Annotated in this window: 10 protein-coding genes and 6 pseudogenes; 7 read left to right on the forward strand and 9 right to left on the reverse strand. The window is 70.7% G+C overall.

Annotated features, from left to right (window positions below):
- Nucleotides 1-75: 75 nt before the first annotated feature.
- Nucleotides 76-1,518: an aldehyde dehydrogenase gene (locus tag RKD20_RS02220; RefSeq protein ID WP_424876125.1), complete on the reverse strand. Its 1,443-nt coding sequence runs from the start codon at nt 1,516-1,518 to the stop codon at nt 76-78.
- A 336-nt stretch (nt 1,519-1,854) separates the two neighbouring features.
- Here RKD20_RS02220 and RKD20_RS02225 point away from each other — a divergent pair, with 336 nt between their 5' ends.
- From RKD20_RS02225 to RKD20_RS02235, 3 genes and pseudogenes are all read left to right on the forward strand, one after another.
- Entirely contained in the window at nt 1,855-2,922 is a 1,068-nt protein-coding gene (locus RKD20_RS02225; RefSeq protein WP_424876126.1) for an alpha/beta fold hydrolase, read from the forward strand.
- 114 nt (nt 2,923-3,036) lie between these two features.
- Nucleotides 3,037-3,438 (forward strand): annotated as a pseudogene (locus tag RKD20_RS02230) (alpha/beta hydrolase); the annotation flags it as partial.
- A 264-nt stretch (nt 3,439-3,702) separates the two neighbouring features.
- A pseudogene (locus tag RKD20_RS02235) lies at nt 3,703-4,263 on the forward strand (transcriptional regulator); the annotation flags it as partial.
- A 264-nt stretch (nt 4,264-4,527) separates the two neighbouring features.
- On the opposite strand, the pseudogene RKD20_RS02240 reads toward RKD20_RS02235, so the two are convergent.
- A pseudogene (locus RKD20_RS02240) lies at nt 4,528-5,219 on the reverse strand (GNAT family N-acetyltransferase).
- Between the two features lie 990 nt (nt 5,220-6,209).
- On the opposite strand from RKD20_RS02240, the gene RKD20_RS02245 reads away from it, so the two are divergent.
- Nucleotides 6,210-6,698 (forward strand): TetR/AcrR family transcriptional regulator, encoded by a 489-nt coding sequence (locus RKD20_RS02245; RefSeq protein ID WP_028808116.1) that lies wholly within the window; start codon nt 6,210-6,212, stop codon nt 6,696-6,698.
- A 69-nt stretch (nt 6,699-6,767) separates the two neighbouring features.
- Here the strand turns inward: RKD20_RS02245 and RKD20_RS02250 are convergent, their stop codons facing one another.
- Both RKD20_RS02250 and RKD20_RS02255 read right to left on the reverse strand, forming a co-directional pair.
- Nucleotides 6,768-7,181, reverse strand: a complete 414-nt coding sequence (locus tag RKD20_RS02250) for an LLM class flavin-dependent oxidoreductase (protein ID WP_424883123.1) — start codon at nt 7,179-7,181, stop codon at nt 6,768-6,770.
- 1 nt (nt 7,182) lies between these two features.
- A pseudogene (locus RKD20_RS02255) lies at nt 7,183-7,332 on the reverse strand (hypothetical protein); the annotation flags it as partial.
- 215 nt (nt 7,333-7,547) lie between these two features.
- Here RKD20_RS02255 and RKD20_RS02260 point away from each other — a divergent pair.
- Nucleotides 7,548-10,202, forward strand: coding sequence for a glycosyl hydrolase (locus RKD20_RS02260; RefSeq protein WP_424876127.1), 2,655 nt, complete (start codon nt 7,548-7,550; stop codon nt 10,200-10,202).
- 181 nt (nt 10,203-10,383) lie between these two features.
- On the opposite strand, the gene RKD20_RS02265 is transcribed toward RKD20_RS02260, so the two are convergent.
- The gene (locus RKD20_RS02265) at nt 10,384-10,692 is read right to left on the reverse strand and encodes an acetyl-CoA synthetase (protein WP_424876128.1); all 309 of its coding nucleotides are present in this window, start codon (nt 10,690-10,692) and stop codon (nt 10,384-10,386) included.
- A gap of 463 nt (nt 10,693-11,155) precedes the next feature.
- Here RKD20_RS02265 and RKD20_RS02270 point away from each other — a divergent pair, with 463 nt between their 5' ends.
- Complete coding sequence (locus RKD20_RS02270) at nt 11,156-11,614, forward strand: SRPBCC family protein (protein WP_424876129.1); 459 nt, start codon at nt 11,156-11,158, stop codon at nt 11,612-11,614.
- 248 nt (nt 11,615-11,862) lie between these two features.
- Here the strand turns inward: RKD20_RS02270 and RKD20_RS02275 are convergent, their stop codons facing one another.
- Both RKD20_RS02275 and RKD20_RS02280 read right to left on the reverse strand, forming a co-directional pair.
- The gene (locus RKD20_RS02275) at nt 11,863-12,750 is read right to left on the reverse strand and encodes an LLM class flavin-dependent oxidoreductase (RefSeq protein WP_424876130.1); all 888 of its coding nucleotides are present in this window, start codon (nt 12,748-12,750) and stop codon (nt 11,863-11,865) included.
- Between the two features lie 108 nt (nt 12,751-12,858).
- Nucleotides 12,859-13,883, reverse strand: a pseudogene (locus RKD20_RS02280) (NAD(P)-dependent alcohol dehydrogenase).
- Nucleotides 13,884-13,893: 10 nt separating this feature from the next.
- Between RKD20_RS02280 and RKD20_RS02285 the strand changes: the two are divergent.
- A pseudogene (locus RKD20_RS02285) lies at nt 13,894-14,470 on the forward strand (TetR family transcriptional regulator).
- Nucleotides 14,471-14,589: 119 nt separating this feature from the next.
- Here the strand turns inward: RKD20_RS02285 and RKD20_RS02290 are convergent.
- Both RKD20_RS02290 and RKD20_RS02295 read right to left on the reverse strand, forming a co-directional pair.
- Complete coding sequence (locus RKD20_RS02290; RefSeq protein WP_020120256.1) at nt 14,590-14,832, reverse strand: DUF5302 domain-containing protein; 243 nt, start codon at nt 14,830-14,832, stop codon at nt 14,590-14,592.
- A gap of 100 nt (nt 14,833-14,932) precedes the next feature.
- Nucleotides 14,933-15,955: an NADP-dependent oxidoreductase gene (locus RKD20_RS02295; RefSeq protein ID WP_424876131.1), complete on the reverse strand. Its 1,023-nt coding sequence runs from the start codon at nt 15,953-15,955 to the stop codon at nt 14,933-14,935.
- Between the last annotated feature and the right edge of the window lie 99 nt (nt 15,956-16,054).

Raw genomic sequence — 16,054 nt, forward strand, 5'->3', positions numbered from 1 at the left:
ATACGTGTGCGGGCTCAGCGGCGTCGCCGTAGACGTCTCCCCCATGCACCGAGAACAGGCGCCAAGCCTTCCGTGTCAGACCGTGATGGTCTTGTACTCGGTGTAGGTGCCGAGGCCGACCGCTCCGTACTCCCGGCCGATCCCGCTCGCCTTGAAGCCGCCGAACGGGCCGTCGAAGGCGACCGAGGCACCGTTGACCGTGACGGTGCCGGTACGGATGCGACGGGCCACCGCCAGGGCGTGCTCCTCGTCGGCGGACCAGACGCCGCCCGACAGGCCGTACTCCGAGTCGTTGGCGATCCGGACGGCGTCGTCCTCGCCGCCGTAGGCGATGACCACCAGGACCGGGCCGAAGATCTCCTCCTGCGCGATCCGCATGGAGTTGTCGACGTCGGCGAAGACGGTCGGGGTGACGTAGTTGCCCTTCTCCAGGCCCTCGGGGATCTGCGGGCCGCCGGTGACGAGGCGTGCGCCCTCCTCGATGCCGAGTCGGATGTAGCCGCGCACCCGTTCCTGCTGGTCGGGGCGGATCATCGGGCCGATGAAGGTATCGGGCTCGTTCGGGTCGCCGACCTTCAACGACTCGACCAGTTCCTTCAGCGCGGCCACCACCTCTTCGTACCGGCCGCGCGGGGCCAGGACGCGGGTCTGGGCGATGCAGGACTCGCCGTTGTTGAGCAGGGAGCCGAACTTCAGGCCCGCCACAGCCCTGTCGATGTCGGCGTCCGGCAGGATGACGGCGGCGGACTTGCCGCCCAGTTCCAGACTGACCCGCTTGAGCTGCTCGCCCGCTATCGCGGCGATACGGCGGCCGGCCCCCGTCGAGCCGGTGAAGGCGATCTTGTCGACGTCCCGGTGGGAGACCAGGTACTCGCTGGTCTCACGGTCCGCGGACAGCACGCTGATCACCCCCTCGGGCAGGCCGACCCGCTCCAGCAGCTCAGCCAGGAAACCCATGCTGAGCGAGTTCTCCGGAGACACCTTGAGGACCACGGAGTTGCCGGCGAGCAGAGCAGGGATGATCTTCGAAGTGGCCGAGGAGAACGGCGAGTTCCACGGGATCACCGCGGCCACCACGCCGACCGCCTCCCGGCGCACCACGCTGCGCACCGGAGACTGAGGGCCCGAGGGCACGAGCGTCTCCTCCCAGGCGAACTCCTCCGCCGCCCTCAGGTAGGCGTTCGCCTGCCGGGTCAGGCCCGGCTGGCCGGCCCGGGTGAACCAGCCCGCCGAGCCGTTCTCCAGCGAGATCAGCCGCGCGACATGCTCCGCGTTCTCCTCACGCAGAGCGTTGAACCGCCGCAGGGCGGCGATGCGCTCCGCGGGCGGAGTCCGGCGCCACACACCCTGCTCGAACGAGGTGCGCGCGGTGGCCACAGCCCGGTCCACGTCCGCCGGTCGCGCCTGTACCGCACGGCCGATCATCGACCGATCGTGCGGCGAGGGGATGCCGAGCGGTTCCAGGTCGCTCGGCTCGACCCAGGTGCCTCCGACGAAAAGCCGGTCGTAGGTGATCATGCGCGTCTCTCTTCCGGTGCTTCAGACCCAGGTCATTGACCAAAATTACTAATTGCCTCTTCAATGTAGCACTTACGTAGTCTACGTTCTCATGTCATTGACTTAAGCTGATACATCTTCCACATCTTGTGCCCCCTTGAACGCGAGAGCCGCTACGACAGGCCGCATCCGACCGCCACATGACTGATGTGTGGGGTTTCGCCATGGGCGAGAGCGTGGGGCACCGACAGCGTTCGTCACCTATTTGACAGGTGACGAGCGCTGTGCGAAGGTCACCTCGCCCCGGGCTCACCAAGCACGGGCCGGTCATCGCAATCGCACGACGGAGGACTGGACATGATCAACAGGCGCACCTTCAGCAAGGCCGTCGGCCTGGGCACCGGCGCGGCAGCGGTCTCACTCACCGGCCCGAAGACCAACGCATCCGCCGCGACCGCCTCGGACGAGCCGGGCGGCGCCGCCACGCCCACGGTGCCGACCATCACCCCCGGCACCCGCACCGAGTTCAGCACCCTCAGGCACGTCAAGGCGGGTGTCCTGGACATCGGTTACGCCGAGGCCGGCCCCCAGCACGGCCCGGTCGTCGTTCTCCTGCACGGCTGGCCGTACGACATCCACAGCTTCGTCGACGTCGCCCCGCTCCTGGCCGACCTGGGCTACCGCGTGCTCGTCCCGTATCTGCGCGGCCACGGCAGCACCCGATTCCTGTCCCGCCACACGCCCCGTACCGCCGAGCAGTCCGCGATCGCGTTGGACGTCATCGCCTTCATGGACGCCCTGAAGATCGAGAAGGCCGTCCTCGCCGGCTTCGACTGGGGCTCACGTACCGCCGACATCATCGCCGCCCTGTGGCCCGAGCGCGTCAAGTCCCTCGTGTCGACCAGCGGTTACCTCATCACCGACCGCAAGATGCAGCTGGAGCCCGCCGTTCCGGGCGTGGAGCACAACTGGTGGTACCAGTGGTACTTCGCCACCGACCGCGGCGTGAAGGCCATGGAGAACCTCGACGAGCGCATCGCGCTGTGCCGCTACGTGTGGACCCTCGTCTCCCCCGACTGGAACTTCTCCGACGCCACCTTCGGGCGCACGGCCGAGGCCTTCAAGAACCCCGACTACGCCGCGATCGTCCTCTACAACTACCGCTGGCGCATCAGCCTGATCGAGGGCGACCGACGCTACGACCGCTACGAGAAGAAGCTGGCCGCCCAGCCCTCCATCGGGGTCCCCACCGTCACCCTCGACGCCGCCCTCGACCCGTTCACCGCACCGGGCGACGGGTCCGGTTACCGCAGCCACTTCACCGGGCCCTACCTGCACCGGACGATCGCGGACATCGGTCACAACCTGCCGCAGGAAGCGCCCACCGCCTTCGCCCAGGCCGTGGTCGACGCCGACCACCTCTGAGCGTCGGCCGTCGCCGGGCAGCGGCGCCGGACTCCGCGCACACCGGAGTGGCCGTCATGCCGTCCGCGCCAGACTCGTCACCAATCAGTCCGGTGACGAGGACCAGCGAGACCGAAACACCCGGGCTCCACGCTCCCCGGCACCCTCGAACCGGTCACCTACCAGCAGGCCGACGGCTCCACCGCCACCGACCTGTACATCCAGCAGGACAAGTTCCACCACCAGTTCGCCGCCGACGTGCCGGTGGGGCAGGCCGCCCTCATGGCCGCCGAACAACGTCCCATCGCCCAGGGCGCCCTGGAGGAGAAGGCCACCACCGCGGCCTGGAAGACCAAGCCCAGCTGGGACATCATCACCACCGAAGACCTCAACATCCCCCCGGCCGTGCAACGCTTCATGGCCAGGCGCGCCCACGCACACACCACCGAGGTCGCCGCGTCCCACTCCGTCGCCGTCTCACACCCGCATCTGGTGGCCGGCGTGATCGAGCGCGCGGCCCGCGCAACTGTCCGCTGACACCCCTCGGAAGGCGGCGGGACCGTTCAAGGGTCCCGCCGCCCTCGGGCGGCATCCCGGACCCCATCGACACACCGCACGTGTGTGTGATCCGCAGGAGAATCGACGACATGAGCTCACATCCCGACCCCGTGCCCTCGGTGCCTTCCTACGGGCCCGTCGGGCCAGCTGACCCCCCAGGACTGCGGCCTGCCCACCACGGACACCGCACGCCGCGTCACCGGCCTGCGCCGCGAAGAGGTCGCCACCCTCGCCGCCATCAGCGTGGACCACCACACCCGCCTCGAACAGGGCCGCGTCCGCGCCTCCACCCCTGTCCTCGCCACCCTCACCCGCGCCCTCCGCCTCGACGAAGACCAGCAACAACACCTCTATCAGCTCGCTGGCCGCACCGACGACCAACCCCACCACCACCGCCGACAGACCCAGCGCATACGTCCCGCCATGCGCCGCCTCCTCGACCAACTCACCCACACCCCGGCCCTCGTCCTCGGCAAACACCTCGACATCCTCGCCTGGAACCCCACCGCCACCGCCCTCTACACCGACTTCGCCGCCCTACCGGCCCACCACCGCAACTACCTGTGCCTCATGTTCACCCACCCCGCGATCCGGGGGCTGCACAAGAACTGGGCGCACGACGCCCGGGACGCGGTGGCCGCCCTGCACATGGAGGCGGGCGCCGACCCCGACGACCCGGACCTCGCCCGCTTCGTCGGCGAACTCTCCGTCCGGGACACCGACTTCCGCACCTGGTGGGCCGAACACCGCGTCACCAGCGCGACGTACGGCACCAAGCACTACCACCACCCCTTGGTCGGCGACCTCACCCTCGACTGCGACACCTGGGCAAGCCCCGACCACTCCGGACAACGCCTCATGATCCCGCCGAACCCGACAGCCCCACCCACGACGCCCTGCGCCTCCTCACCTCCTGGACCGCGGAGCAGACGGAACCGGCCCCGGCGAAGGACACGACCCGCTAGCGGTCCGGCCGGCGGAACCCGCAGGCCCACGTGTACGGAAACCCATGCGCATCGGTCCCTTGACGCTCTGTCCGACACTCACGCCCGGGAACGGGAGGCGCCCTCATGGCGGCCTGCCTCGGCCCTTGAGCGCGTAGAAGCGCATCGGGGAGTTCGGCTCGAAACCGATGCGCGGATACACCGGTGCCCCGGCGGCGGTCGCATGCAGGGTGGCCCGGGTGAGGCCGGTGGCGTGGGCACCCTCGTACAGCGCCTTGCGGGTCACCGCCTCGCCGTAGTCGCGGCGCTGCTGCCCGGGGTCGGTGGCGACGAGCACGACGAAGAGCCTGCCCTGGGTCCCGACGGTGGCGGCACAGGCGACCGGTGTGCCGTCCCGCAACGCCAGGTACGCGTAGACCTCCTGCTTCCACAGGGCGGAGCCGGCCGGTCCGTCGCGGCCGTCCTGCAGGGGGGAAGCCGTAGGCGCGTGAATTGAGGTCCGCGTAGGCCAGCAGGTGTTCGTCGGTGGTGACCCGCTGGAACGTCAGGTCCGGGTGGTGGGGCTCGGGGATGGGCAGCAGGTCGCCGGCCATACCACTGCCGGGGAAGGCGTAGGCCAGGCCCGTGCGTTCCGCGGCCGCTTCCAGGGACGCGCGTGCGTCCGTTTGGACCTCATGATGTCCGCCGCCTGGCACAGCGGACGGCGAGCCCCGCCAGGTCCCGTACGTCCGCCTGCTCGTCCCGGTCGAGCACCAGGGCACGCCAGCCGGTGGTCAGCTGTGCCACGAATTCGATCGCGGCGGTCAGGTTGGTCACGGCAGTCCCTCATTTCGTCGTGTGCTGCGGAGTGTTCTGCGCCGGGTACGACGATCTTTGCCGTCCGGGGTGTGGCGACACCGCTGTTCACGTCATAGAGAGTCCAGTTCTGGACAGCTCCGAACCACCGCTCGGCCGACGTCACACGTGTGTGAAGCCCACCGCACCCTGTCCTCCGCGCCCCGACCGCTCCGACCTGGGCGCAACGCGGACGTCCCATGGACTCCGGTGCGCGCATGGGCCGCACGGAGCCAGGTGCGGGCGCAGCCAGGGCGGCGGACCCCACCAGGTCTCTGGACGTCAGCTGTTGGACAGTTCGATGAATGACGGGGCCTGGCATGTCCGGTGCTTCGGGCGGTGGCCGGAGTGGGTGCCGGGCCTCACCGAGGTCCGAGCCGGGCCGCTCGCCCGAAGCTTCGCGGTGTGGTTCCACGGCGTCCGCAGGACGGCGACGCCTGGCCCGGCGCGATGGGCGCCCGGAGCATGCCGCCGACCGGCACCGGTGGGGTGGCGGCCGGTCGAGGGCGTGGGAGTCGGTGGCTCAGGCGGCCCGGACGGAATCCTTGGCGGGGGCGGGATCGGAGTGGTCAAGGGTGGCGGTCCCGCCGGTCATGAGTGCCGGCTTCAGGAACAGGGCGAGGAGAACCCCGACGGCGAGGACGGGCGCGATCCGGAGATAGGCGCCGGCCGTGGCGTGGGCGAAGGCGTCCAGTGCGGAGTCGCGCAGGGCGCCGGGCAGCCGACCGATGGTGTCGGGACGAGCGGAGTCGAAGAGTTGTCTGCCTTCGGCATCCGAAACTGCCCTTCTAGAAGACTCATGGATCTGGCATTACCGAATTTTTCTGTCACTAGAATGTAGCACTTCCAGAACGGCCTTCTACTCCTGAGAGGCGCTAGATGTCTCAGGCATCACATTCCGCCACTAGAATCAGTGCGGTGAGAGCCGATGCAGCGCGCAATCTCGAAGCCGTCCTGACCACCGGCGCCCGCATGCTCGCCGCCGACCCCGGCGCGAGCATCGCGAGCATCGCCGCAGAAGCGGGAGTCGACCGGCGCACCGTCTACCGCCGCTTCGCCTCCCGCGAAGACCTCCTCGCGGCCATCTACGAAGCCCGCCTCACCGCCATCGAGCACGCCATCGAGGACGCGCGGCTCCGCGAGGCACCCGTCGCCGTCGCCCTGCACCGCTACGTCGAGAACATCATCACCGTCAACCGCACCTGGCCCGTCGACCTCGCCCGCATGCTCACCGACAGCAGCGTCCATGCCCGGCGCGACGCGGCCGTCGAGGAGGTCGACACCTTCCTGCGACGCGCCACCGACGAAGGCCTGCTGCGCTCCGGTCTCCCGCAGGGCTGGCCGAGCGCGCTGCTGCCCCAGCTCATGCACCTGGTCTCCCGGCAGCTGCCGGAACTGAGCGCGGGACAGGCGGCGGACGTCGTCGTCGACACCCTCCTCAACGGCCTCGGGACGTCCTGACACACCGGCGGTCTCGGTTCGGGTACGCGGCTTCTCCCATCAGCGACGGTTCCCCTGCCGCGAACCGAGTCAGCCGCGGCGGACTCCCTCGATGAAGCGGCCGACGAGGTCGACGCGTTCGGCGAGGGACGCGACTGTCTGCCCGAAGTCCACGAACAGCTCGTGCACGCTCGCATCGGCGGCGGACCGCGCGTAGTCGACGTACTGGGCGAGGGTGCCCGCTGCGGGCATCTGGCCGCCCGGGTCGGTCCTCGTATCGGTCAGCAGGGGGTTGACCCGGAGATCCATGCGCGGGGTGGAGGGGGCGCGGCCCGCTTCCTCCGCCCTCTTCTGGATGACGCGCCACGTCCCCATCAGACGCCGGACCGGCATCGCGACGGGCAGCCGGCCGTCGAGCCGCCGGCCGATGCGGCGCAGTCCGGCGGGGGTGAGCGCCGCGAGCAGCACGGGCGGTCCGGGTCGCTGCCATGGCCTGAGGCCCAGCACGGTCTCCGGGATGGTGAACAGCGGACAGCGGCCCCTGGTGCGCGAGGACGTCGTCGGCCCAGTACTCCTGGAGGATGTCCAGCGTCTCGTCGAGGCGGGCGCCGCGGCCCTTCCAGGGCACGGATACCCCTGTGTACTCGTCGGGCATCCAGCCCAGGCCGAGGCCCACGACCAACCTGCCGACCTGGCTCTCACTGCTGCTGAGCGATCCCGGAGTCGGGTACCGAGAAGCCCCCCGGCGCTCCAGCCCCGTGCGCAAGTGGCAGGTTCTGGTCAAAGGCTTGTCAAACCCCGGGACGCTCCGTCCCGCGCGTGGTCGGGTCTGCACCGACGGCTGTATCACCACCCGCTCGGGAGGACCTGGTGTCAGCACCAACTCGTAGCAGACGATGGCTCACGACCTGCGCCATCACCGCAACCGCCGGACTCATCGCGATACCCGCGAGTGCCGCGCCCGGCCGACACGGCAGCAGCCCCTTCGGGGCCCGCGCACTCGCCCAACTCGCCGCTGAGCGACAGCAGTCGGTGGGCGCCATGAGCCCGAAGGCAAAGGAGGACGACGGCGACGACGGCAACGAGGCCGACGAGATCGCCGAGGGCGCGGACCAGTACGCCGAGGCCCGCACCTCGCCCGGCATCGTCGCCCCTGGCGCGTACGGGGCCGCATGGAGCAGCCTCACCAAACTTCCCGGCACCGGCGGGAGTTGGCGCAATGTCACCGACCTGCCGTACAACTCCGACGACCCGCGCTACCGCGACATCGACTCCAACTCCAGCGGTGGCTCGGGCAATGTCACCGGCCGGATGGCCGCGGTGGCCGCCGATGACGACGGGTACGTGTACGCGGGCAGCGCCGGCGGCGGGGTGTGGCGGTCCCGCAGCGGCGGCGGCCACTGGCAGCCCATCAGCGACCGGCTCCCCGCACAGTCGACCGGCGCGCTCTCACTCGACGGCGGCGGACGGCTGTGGCTCGGCACCGGCGAGGCGACCACCAACGCGGACGCCTACCTCGGCAGCGGCGTCTACGTCCTGTCCGACCCGCACCACGGCACGTTCTCCACGCGCAGCCGGGTCGGCGGCCACGAACTGGAGTCCACCACCATCCACGAGCTGCGCTTCGGCGGCGGCAAGGTGTGGGCGGCGACCAGCGAGGGAGTGTGGAGCCACTCCACGAAGAAGCTCAGCGGCGCCTGGAAGCTGGAGTACGCGCCCAATCCCGACTACCTGCCCGGCGGTTCGAAGGCCGACGACCCCAGTGCGGCGTACAAGAACATCACCAACGACATCGCGATCGACCCGAAGAACCCCGCCAAGGTGGTGCTCGCGGTCGGCTGGCGCAGCGGTGACGACTACAACGGCTTCTACACCAAGGTGAACGGCACCTGGACCAGGATCACCAGCGGCTTCGGTGACCTGCCGACCGATGCGGACAACGTCGGCAGCGTCACCTTCGCCCGCTCCGCCGACGGCTCGCGCTACTACGCCATCGACCAGTCGCCGGAGCAGCTGAACACCAACCCGGACAGCGGTCTGGAGGGCATCTACGTCTCCAAGTCCGGCTCTCCCGGCGGCCCCTGGACGAAGATCGCGGACTACCAGGGCCTGGCCGCCTCCGGCTCGGCGCTGACCTCCCCGGGCTACATGCCCGGCGTGCAGGCCTGGTACAACCAGTTCCTCACCGTCGACCCCGCCGACCCCGAGCACGTGTACGCGGGCCTGGAGGAGGTCTACGAGACCAAGAACGGCGGGACCAGCTGGTCGACCGTAGGCCCGTACTGGAACTTCGGCTTCCCCTGCTGGAGCATCGACCCGGCCAAGCAGACCGGTGACTGCAACCCGACCACCCACTCCGACCAGCACGGCGTCGCGATCGGCCGCTACCACGGCAAGAGCTTCGTGTACGCGGGCAACGACGGTGGTGTCTACAAGCGCCCCGTCAACGGCTCCCAGGACTCCTCCGGGCACGCCACCGACTGGACCTCGCTCAACGACGGCACCATCGACACCCTCCAGTACTACTCGGTCGGTGTCGGCAGGGACCTGGACCACGGCGGCGTCTCCGTCACCGGTGGTCTCCAGGACAACGGCCAGTCCGTCCTGCGCAGCAACGACACGGTGATGGGCTCCAACTTCGGCGGCGACGGCGGCGACACCCTCACCGACCCCGCCAACGGCTGCGACATCGCGGAGGAGTACGTCTACCTCGCCATCCAGGTGACGCAGAACTGCGCCGTCAACGACGGTAGTTGGGTCGAGGACCCGAGCAAGGCCACGTCGTACGGCGTCGCCCCGGCCGACAACGCCACCGGCGAGGCACGCTTCATCGCGCCGCTCGCGGCCGACGCGAAGAACAGCGCCACCTGGATCGCCGGCGGCCGCCACGTCTGGGTGCAGACCCACGGCTACGCCATCCGCAGCGGTTCGGAGTGGAAGAGCGTGTACGACCTCGGCGTCGGCCACACCGCGACCGCCGTCGCCGCCTCGGGCGGCAAGGTGTACGCGGCCTGGTGCGGCCCCTGCAACAACCAGGGCTTCACCCGCGGCATCTCCGTCGGGAACGCCGACGGCACCGGCTGGCACGACATCGCCCTGCCGGCCACCGGCGCGGACGGCACCGTGCCCAACCGCTACCTCAGCGGCTTCGCCGTCGACCCGAAGAACGCCGACCACGTCTACCTCACGGTCAACGGGTTCTCCCGGCAGTGGACCGAGGGCCCCGGTGCCGGCGTCGGCCACGTCTTCGAGTCCAGGGACGGCGGCACGACCTGGAAGGACATCTCGAAGAACTTCCCCGACGTGCCGGCCGACTCCGCGGTCCTCACACCGAACGGCGGCCTCGCCGTCGGCACCGACCTCGGCGTCGTGTACCGCGCGCCCGGCCGTACGAGTTGGCAGCGCGTCGGCTCGCTCCCGGCCGTCGCCGTGCTCCAGGTGAAGCTGAGCCCCGATGGGCGCACGCTGTACGCGGCCACCCACGGCCGCGGCATCTACACGATCAAGGTGCGCGACTGCGACTGAGGCGCCATCGGCGTCGCGACGGGTCTCTGCTCGCGGGTCGCGGGTCGCGGGTCGCGGGTCGCGGGTCGCGGGTCGCGGGTCGCGGGTCGCGGGTCGCGGGTCGCGGGTCGCGGGTCGCGGGTCGCGGGTCGCGGGTCGCGGGTCGCGGGTCGCGGTGAAGGGGTGATCCCGGTTTCCGGGGTCACCCCGCCGTCGTGTGCGGCACCACGTTCACCTGCAAGGTGAAGGCCACACCGCCCGCGCCCACCAGGTCGGGTTCCTTCGCCAGGGCGGTGACGTCGGCAACACCGCCGCGCGTCCCAGCGCAGCGCAGCGAGGCCCGCGCGGTGCCGTCCGCGCCCAGCCGCCAGCCGGACGGGAGGACGAAGACCGGCGCGGAGCTGCGTAGGGCGGTCCACCGCTTGCCGTCCGTACGAGGGCGCAGGACGAGCGACACCACGGTCCCGGGCCGCACACACACCTGCTGCCGGACCGGATCACCGGGGGCCACGGTGACCTCCACATGCCCGCCGGCACAGCTCTTCGGCGAGGAGGGTACGGAAGCTGAAGCGGACGGGCTTCGTACGGTCGGGCTCGCGGTCGGTGCCGCGGACGAGCTCGTGGAGGGCGCCCCGGGCGCGGACGTCGACGCACCGGCCGACGGCGTCGGGGAGCCACCCCCGGACGTTCCTCCTGAGGAGCCGCCGCACGCCACCAGGACGACCACCCCCACGATCACCCACCCCCCGGCCCACCCTCGCATCCGTGCACCTCCCGGCCCGGCACCCATGGATACCAGCATGCCCCACCGCGCAACCGGGGGCCGGAGAGCAAATGGGCCCCCGAACGGACCGGTGACGTCGGCGCCCTGCCCGACGCACCCCTGCGGCGCGCATCCGCCCCCGATCACGGCCATGCTGGAGGGGACCGAGCGGCGGCGACCGCCGGAGTCAGGGGTGCGAGGCGGTGACACGATGAGCATCGACGTGACAGTGCGGCGCGAGATCCCGCTGCCTCCCGAGCGCGTGGCCGCGTACGCCATGGACTGGCGCCACGACGCCGAATGGACACAGGGCATCCGTACGGCGGACCTGACCCGGCAGGCGGACGGCGGCGGCTTCGGGACGGGCGCCGAGGTCACCCGCAGGGCGCACTTCCTGGGCAGGCGCATCGACTACGTCCTGCGGGTGGCCGTGTACGAACCTCCGAAGCTGCTGGACATGGTCTCGGTGGCCGCTCCCATGCCGATGCACGTGACCTACTCCTTCGAGCCGCACCCGCGCGGCACGCTCGCGGCCATCCGGGTCCGGGGAGGCCCCGGCGGTCTACTCCGCCTCGCAGCACCCCTGTTCGCCCGTCAGGTCCGTTCCTCCCTCACCAAGGACCTGCGCGACCTCGAACGCAGGCTCTCCGAGCGGCAAGGAGACGACTGATGGCGTACGACGAAGGGCCCGGCCCGGGACACGGCCCTTCGACTTGCCCGGCCGCCCGACGCGCGGCTGGCTCGTGGTCGCCGGGGCCGCCGTGACGGAGGACGAGGCCCTGGTCGCGTGGATCGACGGGGGACGCGCGTTCGCAGCGAGCCTGCCGGCCAAGTAACGGTCCTGGTCGCTCCGGACGTCGGACTCCCGTCCTCAGCCGAAGCTGACCGAGGACGTACGGCGACCGCGAACCCGGGACTTCAGTCCCGCTGCCCGACCGCCTCCAATACGGCCTTCAGCTGCCGCAGCGGATCCGGACCGGCGATCCGCAGGACGACCGTGTCCGCGCCGGCCGTCGCCAGCTCGCGGATGTGCCCGGCGGCCCTGGCCGCGGGACCCGAGACGGTGAACACCTCGTGCGGCGGACGGCCGAGCCAGGCGGCGTGGCCCTCGATGTGCGCGTGCAGGGCGCGGGTCACCTCGTCGGCGTCGTCACCGACGCAGGCGAAGGCGAAGACCGTGAGGGTGTGGTCGGAGGCGGCGCCGCCCTTGGCGATCAGTGCGCGGGCGTTCTCCAGGTCGTGCGGGCCGTGGCCCTCCGTGATCACCGTACCGTCCGCGACCCGCCCGGACAGCTCCAGGGAGCGCGGACGCACCACACCCGCGACCACCGGCGGTGGCTCGGCCGGAGGGTGTGTCAACTGAACGCCGTCCAGGCGGACTTCGCGGCCCGCCACCTCCACCCGCTCTCCGCGCAGCAGCGCGCGCACCGAGGTGATGGTCTCCTCCAGCAGGGCCAGCAGGGCCAGCGGGGAGCGGGCCGCGGCGCCCACCTGGGCCATCCACTCCTGCACCCCGTGCCCGATCCCGGCCACCAGCCGCCCGGGGAACACCCGTGCCAGCGTGGCCAGTTCCATCGCCAGGAGCGCCGGGCTGCGCAGCGGGGCGGGGGCGATGCCGATGCCGACCCTGATGTGTTGCGTGGCTCCCAGTGCCACGGCCGCCGCCGACACCCCGCCGTTCCACCCGAGGTCCTCGACCACCCACAGGTCGTCCAGGCCGAGCGCCTCGGCCTGCCGCGCGAACTCGGGCAGCCCTTCCGGGGCCCAGTCGCGGTCGTACATCACACCGATCCGTACGTTCGTCATACGCCGGAACCTATGCGGCGGTGACCAATCGTTCAACGGCGTATCCGCGACCCGGGAGTTGGGCGCGGCGAGGCCGCCGCACACAAGTGCCGTCGGCTGTAGGCCCGTTCAGCCCAGATCGGACATGTCGAGTACGAAGCGGTAGCGGACGTCGTTGCGCCCGGAGGCGGTCGAGGGCCTCGTTCACACGCGCCGAGGGGAGTATCTCGACGTCGGCGGTGATGCCGTGTCGGGCGCAGAAGTCGAGCACGTCGGCCGTCGCGCGTAGGCCGCCGCTGCCGGCGGAACTGAGCTTCTTTCGGCCCACGAGCAGGTCGGTGGTCTCCACGGTGACGGGTCCGAGATGCCCGAGGTGGCTGAGTGTCCCGTCCATGGCGACCAGGCGCAGGTAGGGGCCGAGGTAGTGCGGGGCGGAGACGGTGTCGATGACGACGTCGAACCGGTCGCGGGCAGCGGCCATCCGTTCAGCGTCCGTGGAGACGATGAGGTCGTGGGCACCCAGACGGCGGGCGTCGTCGGCCTTGTCCGGTGAGCGGCTGACAACCGAGGTGTGGGCGCCGAGCGCCACGGCCATCTTGACCGCGAGATGCCCCAGGCCGCCCAGCCCCACCACGGCGAGGCGGGTCGCGGGCCCCACCCCGAGGGCCCGCATGGGTTCCCAGACGGTGATGCCGGCGCACAGCAGAGGAGCGGCGGCGGCCGGATCAAGGCCCGCGGGCAGGGGGTGGGCGAAGCGGTCGCGGACGACGTACTCGCGGGAGTAGCCACCCAGGGTGGTCGATCCGTCGTGCCGGTCGAGGCCGTCGTAGGTCAGGGCCGGAAAGGCGTGGCAGAAGTTCTCATGGCCGGCCCGGCCCGGCACATCGCGCAATCGCCGCACGACTCGACGATGTTGCCCACCGCGACCGGGTCGCCGACGGTGAAGCGGGTGACCGCGGGTCCGGTCTCGGTCACACGCCCGTGAACTCGTGCCCCGGCACCAGAGGTTGGTCCCCTTCGCCGGACCAGGCGCTGACGGCGTGCAGATCGGTGTGGCAGACACCGCAGTAGTCGACCCGGACCGCGAGGTCGTCGGGCCGCAGATCGCGCCGCTCCAGTGGCGTCCGCCGAAGTACCGACGACGAGCCGCTCACTTGCCAGCCCCTGACCCCGCGCGGAGCCGCGACGTACCAGCGGATCCTCGACGTGGCCACGCAGGAGTTCGCCGAGCCCGGGATCGCCGGTGCGCATCGAACGGATCGTGGCCGCGGCACACACGAACAAGGCGCAGCTCTACGCCCACTTCGGCAACAAGGAAGGGCTCTTCGACGCCATCTTCTTCGGGTCGCTCGAGCAGATCGTCAATGTCGTCCCGATCGACGCCACCGACCTCGTGGACTGGGCCGTGCGCCTCTACGACGAGTATCTCCGGCGCCCCGACCTCATCCGGCTGGCCACCTGGGCACGTCTGGAGCGACGGCCGGTGGGCCACCTGGTCGCCGACCCCGACCGCCTCGACGACGGCAAGCTGCGGGCCATTGCCCAGGCCCAGGCCGCCGGTTCGGTATGCCAGGGAGATCCGTTCGACCTCATGGCCATGGTGATCGCCATGTCCATGGCCTGGTCACCGGTCAGCAATGTCTATGCGGCGACCGCACAGGAACCCCCCGAACTGCATGAGCAGCGTCGGGCCCTGCTCCGCGAGAGCGTCCGGCGCGCCATGGCGGCCGACCAGGGTTAGCGCGGCACCCTACCTCGCCGGGCGCCGGAGGTCCGGCGGTCCGGCGGTCCGGCGGTCCGGCGGTCCGGCGGGACAACTCCGCTTGGAGCTGAACGGCCGGAGCCCGGAACCGCTCCCGCTCAGCCCCCGCTCTTGCGCCGGAACGACCGCTGGCTCGACGCCGGGCCGTGCGCTCCACGGATCTTTGACGCGTGGGGGTTGGAAGCGAGGTCGGCGGCGTCCGCCTCCGCACCGCGCTTGCGGGCCAATGCCTCTCGGAACTTTCGTTTGAGGTCGTAGTTGCCGTCGCTGTCGGGCGCGAGCGCGGACGTCTCGGGCTCAGCCGGCTCCGAACCTTCTGGGGACGCAGCTTCTGCGGTCATCGTGACCTCCTGGGTTCGGGCAGTGGGAAGCACAGCTTGTCATGCCGGACGCGGTACGGGCGCCGCTATTCCGCCCAGGTGACGGGCCAGGGCTCGTTCCTCAGGAGTCCTGGGCGACCGTGAGCACGATCTTGCCCCGGATGTGCCCCCGGGCGGCCCGTTCGTGCGCCGCCCGGGCGTCCGCGAGCGCAAAGGTGCTGTCGATCGCGACACGGACGTTGCCCGCTTCGAGCAGTTGGCCCATTTCGGCGAGCTGCGCGCCGTTCGAACGGACCTGGGTGGCCGTGACGGTGACACCCAGCTTCTCGTTCTCCTCGTCGTCGAACTCTCCGAAGTACACCGGGTAGAGGGCCCCGCCGCGCTTGACGGTCTGCAGGAAACGCCTGCTGCCGGGGCCCCCGACGGAGTCCAGGACGAGATCGACGCCCCGGGCGACCTCTTCCGGGCGGTCCTTGGTGTAGTCGATGAACTCGTCGGCGCCGAGTTCGCGCAGAAACGTCTCGTGGGTGCCCGAGGCCACGGCGATGACGCGGGCCCCCTTCCACTTGGCCAGCTGGAGCGCGAGATGCCCCACGCCACCGGCAGCGCCGTTGACGAGCACGGTGGTCCCGGCTCCGAGCGCCATCGGGCGATGCCGAGCCGCCTGGAACGGCGAGGGATGGTCGTGCCCGAGGTCGATCAGGAACTGCCACGCCGTCAGTCCCGACATGGGCACGCCGGCGGCGTGGACATGGTCGACGGAAGCCGGCTTGCGCGCGAGGTCGGAGGCCGGCGCGGTGACGTACTCGGCGTACGCGCCGCCCTGGAGAGCGGTGGGGAAGCGCACAAGACCGAACACCTCCTCCCCCACGGTGAAGGCGTCGACGTCGGCGGCGACGGCCTCCACGACGCCCGAGACGTCGGTCCCCGGAATCAGGGGGAGGTCGAACGGGGGCTTGAGCTCGGGAGGTACGTCGGGCATCCCCTCGCGGGCGTACCAGTCGGGAGGATTGAGGCCCACCGCGTGCACGCGCAGCAGCACCTCACCGGGGCCCGGCACGGGAACCGGCACCTCTTCGTAACGCAGCACCTCGGGGCCGCCGAACTCGTGCAGCCGGACGGCCCTCATCGTGTCTGTCGACATCATTTTCTCCTGCCCGCGCTGCGGGATACGCTTATCCGGATCAGCGATCCGGGTATCCGGACCACTGATCCGAATATATGGATCACTGATCCGGATAGT

The organism is Streptomyces sp. SLBN-8D4, from assembly GCF_049739545.1.
Classification (GTDB): Bacteria; Actinomycetota; Actinomycetes; order Streptomycetales; family Streptomycetaceae; genus Streptomyces; species Streptomyces canus_C.

Coding starts and splice junctions, on each gene's coding strand:
- RKD20_RS02220 (WP_424876125.1), bottom strand. CDS start 1,518: ATGATCACCTACGACCGGCTTTTCGTCGGAGGCACCTGGGTCGAGCCG.
- RKD20_RS02225 (WP_424876126.1), top strand. CDS start 1,855: ATGATCAACAGGCGCACCTTCAGCAAGGCCGTCGGCCTGGGCACCGGC.
- RKD20_RS02245 (WP_028808116.1), top strand. CDS start 6,210: ATGCTCGCCGCCGACCCCGGCGCGAGCATCGCGAGCATCGCCGCAGAA.
- RKD20_RS02270 (WP_424876129.1), top strand. CDS start 11,156: ATGAGCATCGACGTGACAGTGCGGCGCGAGATCCCGCTGCCTCCCGAG.
- RKD20_RS02275 (WP_424876130.1), bottom strand. CDS start 12,750: ATGACGAACGTACGGATCGGTGTGATGTACGACCGCGACTGGGCCCCG.
- RKD20_RS02290 (WP_020120256.1), bottom strand. CDS start 14,832: ATGACCGCAGAAGCTGCGTCCCCAGAAGGTTCGGAGCCGGCTGAGCCC.
- RKD20_RS02295 (WP_424876131.1), bottom strand. CDS start 15,955: ATGTCGACAGACACGATGAGGGCCGTCCGGCTGCACGAGTTCGGCGGC.